This window comes from Carnobacterium inhibens subsp. inhibens DSM 13024, from assembly GCF_000746825.1.
Classification (GTDB): Bacteria; Bacillota; Bacilli; order Lactobacillales; family Carnobacteriaceae; genus Carnobacterium_B; species Carnobacterium_B inhibens.
In genome coordinates, this window is record NZ_JQIV01000006.1 from 2013451 (window position 1) to 2025631 (window position 12181).

The window sequence follows — 12181 nt, forward strand, 5'->3', positions numbered from 1 at the left end:
ACTGGTATACTAATGAAAAGACCCAAAGAGGTGTTTGAAGATGAAAAAGGAATTATTTGCATTAGGAGATGTACATGGGCAAATTTCTTTATTTAAAAAGATGCTGACCAATTGGAATGAAGATACACAACAGCTGCTTTTAATTGGAGATCTAGGAGATCGTGGCGAAAATCCAAAAGAATGTCTGCTGTTGGCGAAAATATTGGTAGAAGAAAAGGGAGCCATTTATTTAAAAGGCAATCATGAAGAGATGTTGCTTAATTTTATGAATGACCCTGAAAGAAATTATGAACTTTACTGTTTAAATGGCGGGATGAAGACACTTGAAACTTTTTTGCATCCAGGTTTAGATGCTGAATATTCTCCGACAGAGATCGGAATGTTTCTGGCTAGTCGCTACCCCGCATTAAAACCATTTCTTGAAACACTGCCCCTTTATTATGAATGGGGAGATTTTTTGTTTGTGCATGCTGGCGTCGATTTGTCTAAGCGTGACTGGCGTCAAACATCTGATGAGGATTATGTCTGGATTCGAGACTCTTTTCATAAAGAGAAAAATAATACTGGGAAGATAATTGTATTTGGACACACGATCACGCCAGCTTTATACGGTGATAATCATACAACTGATCTGTGGATAAAAGATAATAAAATCGGCATAGATGGAGGAGCTGTATATGGAGGCGCGCTTCATGGAGTTTTATTCAATGAGACAAATTTAGTGAAAGATATTAAAATAGATAATATTGGATATGTTTGGGATGGAAGAGTATAAGTCAAAAATAATCAGTTAATCAAAGGAGAGATAAAATGATTCTGTTTGAAAATGTTTCTAAAGAATATGAAAAAGGAAAAGCGGTTGTTTCAGAACTGGATTTGGAAATAAAGGATGGCGAGTTTTTTGTGCTGATTGGACCAAGCGGCAGCGGAAAGACAACCACACTAAAAATGATCAATCGATTGATTCCATTGACTGAAGGGTTTATTCGAATAAACGACAAACCAATTAGCGATTACAATTTGCAAGAGTTACGATGGAATATTGGGTATGTGCTCCAACAAATTGCTTTATTTCCTAATATGACAGTTGAAGAAAATATTACGGTCGTACCGGAAATGAAGAAGTGGTCTAAAGCTGAAATGCAACAAAGAGTCACAGAGTTGCTTGCCAGTGTCGGTTTAGATCCAGATACTTATCGCAACCGTAAAACAGCTGAATTATCAGGTGGAGAGCAACAAAGAGTCGGAGTAGTACGGGCGTTAGCAGCCAACCCTGACATTATTTTAATGGATGAGCCTTTTAGTGCGTTGGATCCGATCAGTAAAAGTAATTTACAGCGAGATGTGGCCAAATTACAAAAAAAATTAAATAAGACGATTGTTTTTGTCACACATGATATGCAAGAAGCTTTAGCTTTGGGAGACCGTATCTGCTTGATGAACAAAGGGAAAATCGAACAAATAGGAACTCCGGATGAAATCCGAAGCCATCCTAAAAATGATTTTGTTCGCAACTTTTTACAAACAGGTACGATCGCTCTTAAAGAAGACCAAACAATCCAACAGGTGATAGCAGCTGGACTATTCGAACCGCTTGAAGTAACTGATGAAATTGGATTTTACTTAGTTCCTGAAGATACTATTGATGCCTTGATCGTTGCTTTAGCTGAAAAAGAATTTGTCATCATCAAAGGAAATGAAGAAAATGTGATCGGTAGAATTACGAAGCAACAGTTACTGACCTATTTGGCTCAAGAAATTTCTGTCGAACAAGAAAGTGTGGTGAAATAGAATGAGTGCATTTATTGCCACTTTACAAGAACGTAAAGGTGAATTATTAACGGCCTTGATCGAACACATGCAATTATCGTTTATTTCATTGTTTATAGCGGTTATTATAGCGATTCCATTAGCAATTTACTTAACCAGACATAAAAAACTGGCAGCCGTCATGATCCAAATCACCTCAATATTTCAAACTATCCCATCTCTTGCTCTTTTAGGATTGATGATTCCATTAGTAGGAATAGGTTCTGTGCCGGCCGTTATAGCATTAGTGATTTATGCCTTACTGCCTATTCTAAGAAATGCCTACACAGGATTAAATGAAATTGACCCTTCACTAAACGAAGCGGCGGATGCAATGGGGATGAGTCGTTGGAGGAAACTAATCAAAGTTCAGATTCCAATCGCTATGCCAATCATTATGGCTGGGATTCGCAATGCCATGGTGTTGATCATTGGAACCGGAACGATTGCGGCTCTAATTGGTGCGGGTGGTTTAGGAAGTCTTATTTTATTAGGGATCGATCGTGGAAACAATCATTTGATTTTATTAGGTGCTATTCCAGCGGCCTTATTAGCTATTTTATTTGATTATCTTCTAAGCTTATTTGAAAAAATCTCGTTTAAGAAAACGGTTATCACATTAGGGATTCTTAGTGTACTTATTTTAGGTTTGTTGATTGCTCCATTATTGACAAAAGACAAAGAAGAACTGATTATAGCTGGTAAATTAGGCGCAGAACCTGAAATTATTATGAATATGTACAAATATTTGATTGAAGACCAAACGGATGTAGAGGTTACTCTAGAACCTAATATGGGGAAAACAACATTTGTATTTAACGCATTAGAATCAGGCGATATCGATGTTTATACAGAGTATACCGGAACGATCTTAGCTACTTTTTTAAATGAAGAAATTACATCTTCAGATGAACAAGAAGTTTTCCAACAAGCAAAAGAAGGGTTAGCTGAACAATATGATATGTCTTTATTAGAACCTATGGCATTCAATAATACGTATACGCTTGCGGTCACGAAAGAACTAGCAGAAGAGTATCAACTTGAAACCATATCTGATTTAATTCCTATTGCGGATGAGATCAAAGCTGGTTTTACATTAGAATTTTCTGATCGTCAAGATGGTTACTTAGGGATTCAAGATTTATACGGCCTAACTTTTGGGGAAGTCCAAACAATGGAACCTAAACTCCGTTATACAGCGATTGAAACAGGAGACATCAATTTAGTAGATGCGTATTCAACCGATAGTGAACTTGCTCAGTATGACTTGGTTGTTTTGGAAGACGATCGCGGTTTGTTTCCACCTTACCAAGGAGCTCCATTGATGTTGAACGAGACAATAGAGGATTTTCCAGAAGTTGAAAACAGTTTAAATCAGCTATCTGGTAAAATTACAGATGCTGAAATGCGAGAAATGAATTTTGCAGTTAATGTGACGGGGAAAAGTGCAAGTGAAGTGGCACAGCAATTCTTAACTGAAAATGGTTTGCTAGCCGAATAAAAATAGGAGTGAACGAATCATTTAAACAAGATGCAATAAAGGAGAATAGTATGAAAATTGGGGTGCTATCAGATTTACACATTGATACCAATAGAAAGAAACTAAAAGAAAATGAAACCTATGCAGAAATACTCATAAAGCAGATCAAGCATCAAAAAATTGACGTGTTATTGCTAGCCGGGGATATCAGTAGTGATTACTTAGAATCGCAAAAGTTCTTAGATGAGGTAACGCAAAAAAGCGGTATTCCTATTCTATTTGTTCCAGGCAATCATGATTTCTGGTCAATAAAAAATGGTGAGACTGACACTAAAAAAATCTATCAATTCTTTAAAAATCAGCCAAACAATTTAGTGGATCAACCCTATATTCTAAATGATGACTGGGCCATTGTAGGAAATCCCGGATGGTATGATTATGGGTATGGAGACCAAAGCAAATATACTGAAGAAGAGTTTAATGAAATGAAATTAAGATTTGGCATGTGGCAAGATAAGCGCTATGTTCATTGGGGAAAAGAAAATAAACAGGTGGCTCAGTGGATGCTGGGTCAGTTAGAGTCAGACCTTCAGTCCGTTGGAGAGAGAAAAATTATCTTGATGACGCATGTGGTCACCCATCCTAGATTTGTGGTTCCGTTGCCGCATAAAATTTATGATTATTTTAATGCTTTTCTAGGAAGCTCTTCTTATGAAAAGCTCTACCAAAAATACCCGATAGCTTACAGCGTTATGGGACATGTTCATTTCAGAAAAACGTTAGTCGATAACCAAATCAATTACATTTGTGCTTGCTTAGGAGGATCAAAACATTGGTTGACCAAAGATCCAGAAGCAGAAATCGTAAATGCACTTCTTACGTTTCATTTGCCAGAATAAAAAAGATAGGCGAAAAGGATAAAAACCTTTTGCCTATCTTTTTTTATTGTACATGCTCTTACCTATATTTAAGAGTGAGTTGGTTAGCCTCTTATGTTTATGGTAAAATAACTAAGTAAAGTGGAACGAGAGAGGAAGAAATAAATGACTGAAACAAATGAAACGATTGTCTTAGACTTATTAAAAAACGAATTGAAAAGTTACTCTAAAAAGCAATTAACAACTGTGTTAGATTTATTAGCTGAAGGGAATACAGTCCCTTTTATAGCTCGTTACCGAAAAGAAATGACGGGGACGTTGGATGAAGTTCAAATACGCGAAATAGAAGAGCGTCATAGTTATTTGACTAATCTAGAAAAACGTAAAAATGACGTGTTAAGAAGCATTGAAGACCAAGGGAAGTTAACACCTGAACTTGAAGGGAAAATCAAAAAAGCAGCAAAAATGCAATTAGTGGAAGATCTGTATCGTCCATTTAAACAAAAACGTCGTACAAAAGCAACGATAGCAAAAGAAAGCGGCTTGGAACCCTTAGCGCAATGGTTGCTGACTTTTCCAACAGAAGACATACTTGCTGAAGCAGAGAAGTATGTGAGTGACGAAAATCAAGTTGCAACAAGTGCAGATGCATTAGCTGGTGCTCATGAAATTCTTGCTGAACTTATCGGAGACGAACCAAAATACCGTACGTGGATCCGCGAGTACAGTTCTAAAAACGGAGCGATTACAGCTAAAGTCAAAAATGCTGATAAAGATGAAAAAGGGACTTTTGAGATGTATTACGACTATAGTGAACCCTTGTCAAAAGTTGCCTCACACCGTATTTTGGCTATGAATCGCGGCGAAAAAGAAGATATTTTGAAAGTTTCTTTTGATCTGGATGAAAGAAGGATCCATGATTATTTAGAAAAGCAATTGATTGAACAACCGCAATCAACAGCTGCTCCTTTTATAACAGCAGCATATGAAGACAGCTACAAACGGTTTATCGGACCATCGATCGAACGTGAGATCCGTGCCGAATTAACGGAAACAGCTGGAGAACAAGCCATTCATATTTTTGGTGAAAATTTACGTAATTTATTATTGCAAGCTCCTTTAAAAGGTAAAATTGTTTTAGGCTTAGATCCAGCTTATCGTACAGGTTGTAAGTTAGCGGTCATTGACCCTACAGGGAAAGTATTAGCTATTGATGTGATCTATCCGCATAAACCAGCAGGTGCAGCTGCACGTGCTGAAGCAGCTGATAAATTCAAACAGTTGGTTGAGTCTTATGAAGTTGAAATGATCGCGATAGGAAATGGAACAGCTAGTCGTGAATCTGAAACATTCGTTGCTGAAAACTTAAAAGAACTAGATCGACAAGTCTTTTATGTCATTGTCAATGAAGCAGGGGCATCCGTTTATTCAGCAAGTAAAACGGCTAGAGAAGAATTTCCGGATTTACAGGTTGAACAAAGAAGTGCAGTTAGTATCGCTCGACGATTGCAAGATCCATTAGCCGAACTTGTAAAAATCGACCCTAAATCAGTTGGTGTAGGTCAATATCAACACGATGTTTCTCAAAAACGCTTAGAAGAACGCCTTGATTTTGTAGTAGAAACGGCGGTTAACCAAGTGGGTGTCAATGTGAACACTGCAAGTGCACCTTTATTGCAGCATGTTGCCGGTCTAAATAAAACAACAGCAACGAATGTCGTAGCTTACCGTGAAGAAAATGGCCGATTTGCAAGTCGTGCTCAATTGAAAAAAGTTTCTCGTTTAGGCCCTAAAGCGTATGAACAAGCGGTTGGATTCTTACGGATCATCGATGGGAAAAATGTATTGGACAATACAGGTATTCATCCTGAAACGTATAAAGAAGCTAAAGAAATTCTTGAATTAGCTGAACTTTCATTGGCGAAAGTTGGCAGTATGGAAGCCAAGAAGGCGTTAGAAAAATTAGATTTAGCGCTGCTGGCAGAACAAGTTGGCTTAGGAAAAGAAACCGTAAAAGATATGGTGCAAGCTTTATCACAACCTGGTCGCGATTTGCGAGATGAATTGTCTGCTCCATTGTTACGCACAGATGTCTTAAGTATGGAAGACTTAGTGCCAGGTATGGAATTAGAAGGAACCGTTAGAAACGTAGTCGATTTTGGTGCATTTGTGGATATAGGGGTCAAACAAGATGGAATGGTCCATATCTCTAAATTAAGCAAAGGTTATATCCAACATCCGACAAATGTCGTTTCAGTTGGAGATGTCGTGACCGTTTGGGTCGATGATGTAGATTTGAAAAAAGGGCGCATTGCGTTAACGATGTTAAAACCAAAAGAATAAAAAAATACGAAAAAAGTGAAGAATTCGGGACATTTTCCCAAACTCTTCGCTTTTTGTTTAATGTCTTTTAGTTGTCGAATAGTTTGTAAACTTGTAAAATAAGCTATAAGTTAATCTAAGGAAAAGTAAAAAGGAAACGGACTTACTAAAAAAGGAAGAACAAAAATGAATCAAGCAGAATTACAGCAATTGGTGCAAGAAACGTCATTAGCGTATTTTGGATTACCCTTCAAACACCAAGCCGTATTTAATCGTCGTTTGCGGACTACTGGAGGGCGTTATCATTTAACGTCCCATAATTTAGATTTTAATCCACTCATTCTAGAGACTTTTGGATCAGAAGAATTTTTAGGCGTTATCAAACATGAGCTTTGTCACTATCATTTGCATTTAACGAACCAAGGGTTTCAGCACAAAGATAAGGAATTTAAACAATTATTAAAAGAAGTTGGCGGATCAAGATTTGTAAAGTCGTTAAGTAAATCTAAACCAGCTAAGAGCTTAGTGCTTTACCAATGCCAAGGATGTTCTCAGTTGATTTATCGGCAGCGCAGAGTCAATACCGAAAAGTATGTGTGTGGTCAGTGTAAAGGAAAGTTGATGTACATTGGGATAAGGAACGAAACAGTGAACCTTAAGGGGTGAAAATAATGAATCAAGAACAAATGATCCGGCAAAAAATAGCATTTATCTTTCCATCTTATGCTAGTCCAATAAAAAAACAAAATGCTATTGATGAAACAGAAAAAATATTTCGAACGTTAGCTGGCAAATTAGCCGAACAAAAAAAAGGCTGGTTGACAGTAAATGGATTTAGCAATAGGAAAACAGATTTTACAACGGAACCGCCTGTTTTAGTCAGTAAAGAAGGGGAAATTTTTCCACTTTGGAAAATGGTATTGGACGTTGAAATGGATTGGCTGAAAAAGAACATAAAAACGGTATCTGTGCTTGATTATGGTGCACTGGGAGATGGAAGAACAGATTGCACCTTAGCATTTAAAAAAGCTGTTTCTTCAGGTTACAGACGTGTGATTGTGCCCCCAGGTAACTATGTGGTAAAAGGAATCAGACTCCCTTCTCATACCGAACTGATCGGCAGCGGGCCGAATCAAACCGTTCTGACCTTGCATAAAAAAGCGCCTAAAAAAACACGATTGATCACCAACCAACACCATGTAAAAGGTAACCACCATATTCGAATTGAAGGAATGACTCTGGACTGGAATAGTGCTAGGCTGACCAGCACAGAAAAAACAGCGAGCGGCGGAACTTATTCCAGCGGCATTACTTTAGCCCAAGTTAAATATGGCATAGTTCGAAACGTGAACGTCATTGATCCTGGATTGCACGGAATCGATGTCACATCTCCTATGTACAATTATTTTGGCGATGGTCTTAGAGCAAAAGGCGGCAGTCAATTTGTCTGGCTAGATGGCATTGAGACGAGCGGATTTGGCGACGATGGCATAACGACGCATCACAGCGATCATATCTTTATCTCTAATTCTTATGCGCATCATCCCAGCGGCCGTGCTCACAAAAAAGGTTATTCAAATTCTAATGGCATCGAAATAGATGATGGTTCACAACATGTTACTCTGGCAAATAACTTCACTGCTTTTTGCTTTGGCGGAATAGAAATAAAAGCGCATCAAACCAGTTCGGCAGCATCAGACGTACAAATCATTGGTCATTATTCCAGACAAGATAATCGTTCCTATAACTTTAGGCACATTGGTCATCATCAAGGAGAAGATGAGTATTCTGTTTCGGCATTTGGCATCCGAGCAACATTTCTTGCAGCAGACTGCCCTCAAAAAACGGATCTCTATGCAGCTTCAACGCCAAGAGCACTCGTTGTATCTGCTTATCAAAAAGTAGCCATCAATCATTTTTTTGCTTTAACAAAGATAGATGAATCTTCAGATAAAATTGCATTATCTATTCAATACCGAGCGGGGGAAGTAGCTGTAAGACATATTGAACTGAAAAATTATGAGCGTTCAATCAAGCCGATTCGCATAGGAAAAGAAACTGGACGAGTCCAAATAGATCAATTGGAATAATCGGCTAAGCACACCGATGAAACTACCCTATTTTTCATGGTTTTATGTTATGATTAACGGGAATAAATAAGAGATAGGGGAAGAGTAATGAATACTATTTATCCAGATGACAGTTGGGCATTACACACTGATTTATACCAAATCAATATGATGAAAACGTATTGGGAGTTAGGAAAAGCAGACACTCATGCGGTTTTTGAATCGTATTACAGAAGTAATCCCTTTGACAGCGGCTATGCTATTTTCGCTGGTTTAGAGCGTGTTGTGCACTACATTCAAAGTTTGAAGTTTACAAAAAGCGATATCGATTATTTGAGAAGTTTAGATACTTACCCGGAGGCATTTTTAGAATATCTGAAGAATTTTAAATTTAGAGGAACGATTCGTTCGATGGTAGAAGGGGAAGTGGTATTTGCTGGAGAACCCTTACTACAAGTTGAAGGGCCTTTAGCCGATTGTCAATTAGTTGAGACAGCAATCTTGAACATACTTAATTACCAAACGCTTATCGCTACTAAGGCATCTGCAATCAAGGCAATCGTAAAAGATGAACCTGTCTTAGAGTTTGGAACAAGGAGAGCTCAAGAGATGGATGCAGCTATTTGGGGAACAAGAGCAGCTTATATTGGCGGATGTGATGCAACCAGTAATACGCGTGCGGGCAAAATCTTTGGCATTCCGGTCAGCGGAACACATGCTCATTCATTAGTCCAAGTCTACCGAAATGATTACGATGCTTTCATGGCTTATGGAACAACGCATAAAGACTGTGTCTTTTTAGTAGATACTTATGACACATTAAAATCTGGTGTGCCTAATGCTATTCGAGTAGCAAAAGAACTTGGCAATAAGATTAACTTCCAAGGCGTTCGTATCGACAGCGGCGATATGGCTTACATTTCAAAACGTGTACGTCAACAGCTTGATGATGCAGGTTTCACTGAAGCCAAAATATATGCATCTAATGATTTAGATGATAAAACGATTTTAAACTTGAAAATGCAAGGTGCTAGAATCGATGTATGGGGCGTGGGAACAAAATTAATCACAGCTTACGACCAACCGGCTCTTGGAGCAGTGTATAAATTAGTTTCCATTGAAGATGAACAAGGAAACATGGTAGACACATTGAAGCTTTCCAGCAATGCTGAAAAAGTTTCAACACCAGGTAAAAAACAAGTTTGGCGCATCACCAAAAATGATGATGGGAAATCTGAAGGAGATTACATTACGCTCTGGGAAGAAAGACCCGATCAAAAAGAAGAATTGTTTATGTTTCATCCTGTGCACACGTATATCAATAAAACGGTCAAGAATTTTAGTGCTAGACCGCTCTTAAAAGAAATTTTTGTTGACGGTACTTTGGTTTATGATTTGCCAAAATTACCAGAGATCAAAGCTTATGCAGAAATCAGTTTAGGTATGCTTTGGGAAGAATATAAGCGCAGTTTAAATCCTGAGGCTTATCCCGTCGATTTATCGCAAGCGGCTTATGACCATAAGATCAAATCGATTGAAAAAGTACGCGATGAAGTAAATAGTTTGGCTAAATAAGTAATCAAAAAAAGAATCGAAGTTGGATTCTTTTTTTTGAAAACAGAATTATTAGAGCCCTAAAAAAAACTATGCTATACTACATTTAACCACTAAATGAAGAAAAGAGGATAAGAAATATGACTGAATTAAGAAACCAAATCATAAAAGCAATGCAAGTCAAACCATCTATTGATCCAAAAGAAGAAATACGTAAAAGTGTCGATTTTTTAAAAGCGTATTTAAAAAAACATTCCTTTTTAAAAACGCTGGTATTAGGGATCAGTGGAGGCCAAGATTCTACCTTAGTCGGTAAATTAGGCCAAATAGCTGTGAATGAATTGCGTGAAGAAACAGGAGATATTTCTTATCAGTTTATTGCAATACGTCTTCCTTATGGAGAACAAGCAGATGAAAAAGATGCTATGGATGCCATTGAGTTTATTGGTGCAGACAAGGTAGTGAAAGTAAATGTAAAACCTGGAGTGGATGCAACAGTACAAACACTGGAAGAATCAGGTATTCCAATCAAAGATTTTGTTAAAGGAAATATTAAAGCTCGTCAACGCATGATCATCCAATATGCAATAGCTGGAAGCAACAATGGAGCAGTATTAGGAACCGATCATTCTGCAGAATCAATTACTGGATTTTACACAAAATTCGGAGACGGCGGAACGGATATCAATCCTATATTTAGATTAAACAAACGTCAAGGAAAAGCCTTATTAAAAGAATTAGGAGCTCCTAAACATTTGTATGAAAAAGTTCCAACGGCTGATCTAGAAGAAGACAAACCTTCTTTACCAGATGAAATGGCGTTAGGTGTAACGTATGATCAAATTGATGATTACCTAGAAGGAAAAGAAATTGCTGAAGCAGCAGCTCAAACTATTGAGAGTTGGTATGTGAAAACAGAACATAAACGCCATTTGCCGATTACGATTTTTGATGATTTTTGGAAATAACAGTACTTGTAATAAAAGGAAATAAAACACTAAAAGGCTGGAAAATTTATTCCAGCTTTTTTCTGTTACTAGGTAGCATTAGATTTAAGTGATTGTACATTTAGAATGAGAGGTGAAAACAGTGGAAATGGAAAAATTGTCACTTGTCATTCCTTGTTATAACGAGGAACAGACGATTCCCCTTTTTTTTGATGCAGTTGAAAAGATACAGTCACTATTAGAGAATACAACTATTGAATATATCTTTGTCAATGATGGTTCAAAGGATCATACGTTGACTATTTTACGCGAAATGGTTCAACAACATCCAACGACCATTAGATATCTGTCTTTTTCGCGAAACTTTGGCAAAGAAGCTGCTTTATATGCTGGCTTAGAACATGCTACAGGAGATTATGTAGCAGTGATGGATGTTGACTTACAAGATCCACCTGAATTGCTGCCTCAAATGCTTCGTCTGATACGTGAAGAAGCATACGATTGTGTAGGGACAAGGAGAGTGAGCCGAAAAGGCGAACCGCCGCTCCGTTCTTTTTTAGCAAAAGAGTTTTATCGAATCATGAATCGCATTTCTGCAGTTGAATTTGTAGACGGTGCGCGAGATTATCGGTTAATGACTCGTCAAATGGTTGAGGCTATTCTTTCTATGACTGAGGTAAATCGTTTTTCGAAAGGGATTTTTAGTTGGGTAGGCTTTGACACCAAATATTTAGAGTTTGAAAATAAAGAACGATCCGCAGGTAAATCTACGTGGTCTATTTGGACATTATTTAAATATTCATTAGATGCCATTGTGGATTTTTCAGATATTCCGTTGGCAATAGCTTCTTTTGTAGGACTTTTTTCGTTTGTTGCAGCTGTTTTCTTTATGATCGTGATTGTTATCCGAACGGTTTTATTTGATGATCCTACAGCAGGTTGGCCATCATTAGTAACCATAATATTAGCTATTGGAGGGTTGCAGCTATTTTGTTTAGGGATCGTTGGGAAATATTTAGGAAAAACATATTTAGAAACGAAGAAAAGACCTATTTATATTTTAAAAGAAACAGATAACAATCAAAAAAACGAAAAGAAACAAAAGAAAGTTCTTTAATAAAG

At 37.5% G+C, this 12181-nt stretch carries 10 protein-coding genes; all 10 read left to right on the plus strand.

Features of this window, described 5'->3' with window-relative positions; translation table 11 throughout:
- The first annotated feature begins 40 nt into the window (after window positions 1–40).
- The gene (locus BR65_RS10845) at window positions 41–775 is read left to right on the plus strand and encodes a metallophosphoesterase (RefSeq protein WP_034538156.1); all 735 of its coding nucleotides are present in this window, start codon (window positions 41–43) and stop codon (window positions 773–775) included.
- A gap of 35 nt (window positions 776–810) precedes the next feature.
- Complete coding sequence (locus BR65_RS10850) at window positions 811–1791, plus strand: ABC transporter ATP-binding protein (protein ID WP_034538157.1); 981 nt, start codon at window positions 811–813, stop codon at window positions 1789–1791.
- Window position 1792: 1 nt separating this feature from the next.
- Window positions 1793–3310 carry an ABC transporter permease/substrate-binding protein gene (locus tag BR65_RS10855; RefSeq protein WP_023176777.1) on the plus strand — a complete coding sequence of 506 codons (1518 nt, stop codon included), beginning with the start codon at window positions 1793–1795 and terminating at the stop codon, window positions 3308–3310.
- A gap of 50 nt (window positions 3311–3360) precedes the next feature.
- The gene (locus BR65_RS10860; RefSeq protein ID WP_034538160.1) at window positions 3361–4188 is read left to right on the plus strand and encodes a metallophosphoesterase; all 828 of its coding nucleotides are present in this window, start codon (window positions 3361–3363) and stop codon (window positions 4186–4188) included.
- 144 nt (window positions 4189–4332) lie between these two features.
- Window positions 4333–6510: a Tex family protein gene (locus BR65_RS10865; protein ID WP_034538163.1), complete on the plus strand. Its 2178-nt coding sequence runs from the start codon at window positions 4333–4335 to the stop codon at window positions 6508–6510.
- Between the two features lie 165 nt (window positions 6511–6675).
- Window positions 6676–7155, plus strand: a complete 480-nt coding sequence (locus BR65_RS10870; protein WP_023176783.1) for a SprT family protein — start codon at window positions 6676–6678, stop codon at window positions 7153–7155.
- A 5-nt stretch (window positions 7156–7160) separates the two neighbouring features.
- Window positions 7161–8579: a glycosyl hydrolase family 28-related protein gene (locus BR65_RS10875; RefSeq protein ID WP_034538166.1), complete on the plus strand. Its 1419-nt coding sequence runs from the start codon at window positions 7161–7163 to the stop codon at window positions 8577–8579.
- 87 nt (window positions 8580–8666) lie between these two features.
- The gene (locus tag BR65_RS10880; protein ID WP_034538167.1) at window positions 8667–10133 is read left to right on the plus strand and encodes a nicotinate phosphoribosyltransferase; all 1467 of its coding nucleotides are present in this window, start codon (window positions 8667–8669) and stop codon (window positions 10131–10133) included.
- Between the two features lie 119 nt (window positions 10134–10252).
- Entirely contained in the window at window positions 10253–11080 is an 828-nt protein-coding gene (gene nadE / locus BR65_RS10885; RefSeq protein WP_034538168.1) for an ammonia-dependent NAD(+) synthetase, read from the plus strand.
- Window positions 11081–11207: 127 nt separating this feature from the next.
- Window positions 11208–12176, plus strand: a complete 969-nt coding sequence (locus BR65_RS10890; RefSeq protein ID WP_034538795.1) for a glycosyltransferase family 2 protein — start codon at window positions 11208–11210, stop codon at window positions 12174–12176.
- Window positions 12177–12181 lie beyond the last annotated feature (5 nt).

Excerpts from the sequence above, each read along its gene's own strand:
- BR65_RS10860 (WP_034538160.1), top strand. The coding sequence starts at position 3,361 with ATGAAAATTGGGGTGCTATCAGATTTACACATTGATACCAATAGAAAG.
- BR65_RS10870 (WP_023176783.1), top strand. The coding sequence starts at position 6,676 with ATGAATCAAGCAGAATTACAGCAATTGGTGCAAGAAACGTCATTAGCG.
- BR65_RS10880 (WP_034538167.1), top strand. The coding sequence starts at position 8,667 with ATGAATACTATTTATCCAGATGACAGTTGGGCATTACACACTGATTTA.
- BR65_RS10875 (WP_034538166.1), top strand. The coding sequence starts at position 7,161 with ATGAATCAAGAACAAATGATCCGGCAAAAAATAGCATTTATCTTTCCA.
- nadE (WP_034538168.1), top strand. The coding sequence starts at position 10,253 with ATGACTGAATTAAGAAACCAAATCATAAAAGCAATGCAAGTCAAACCA.
- BR65_RS10865 (WP_034538163.1), top strand. The coding sequence starts at position 4,333 with ATGACTGAAACAAATGAAACGATTGTCTTAGACTTATTAAAAAACGAA.
- BR65_RS10845 (WP_034538156.1), top strand. The coding sequence starts at position 41 with ATGAAAAAGGAATTATTTGCATTAGGAGATGTACATGGGCAAATTTCT.
- BR65_RS10855 (WP_023176777.1), top strand. The coding sequence starts at position 1,793 with ATGAGTGCATTTATTGCCACTTTACAAGAACGTAAAGGTGAATTATTA.
- BR65_RS10890 (WP_034538795.1), top strand. The coding sequence starts at position 11,208 with ATGGAAAAATTGTCACTTGTCATTCCTTGTTATAACGAGGAACAGACG.
- BR65_RS10850 (WP_034538157.1), top strand. The coding sequence starts at position 811 with ATGATTCTGTTTGAAAATGTTTCTAAAGAATATGAAAAAGGAAAAGCG.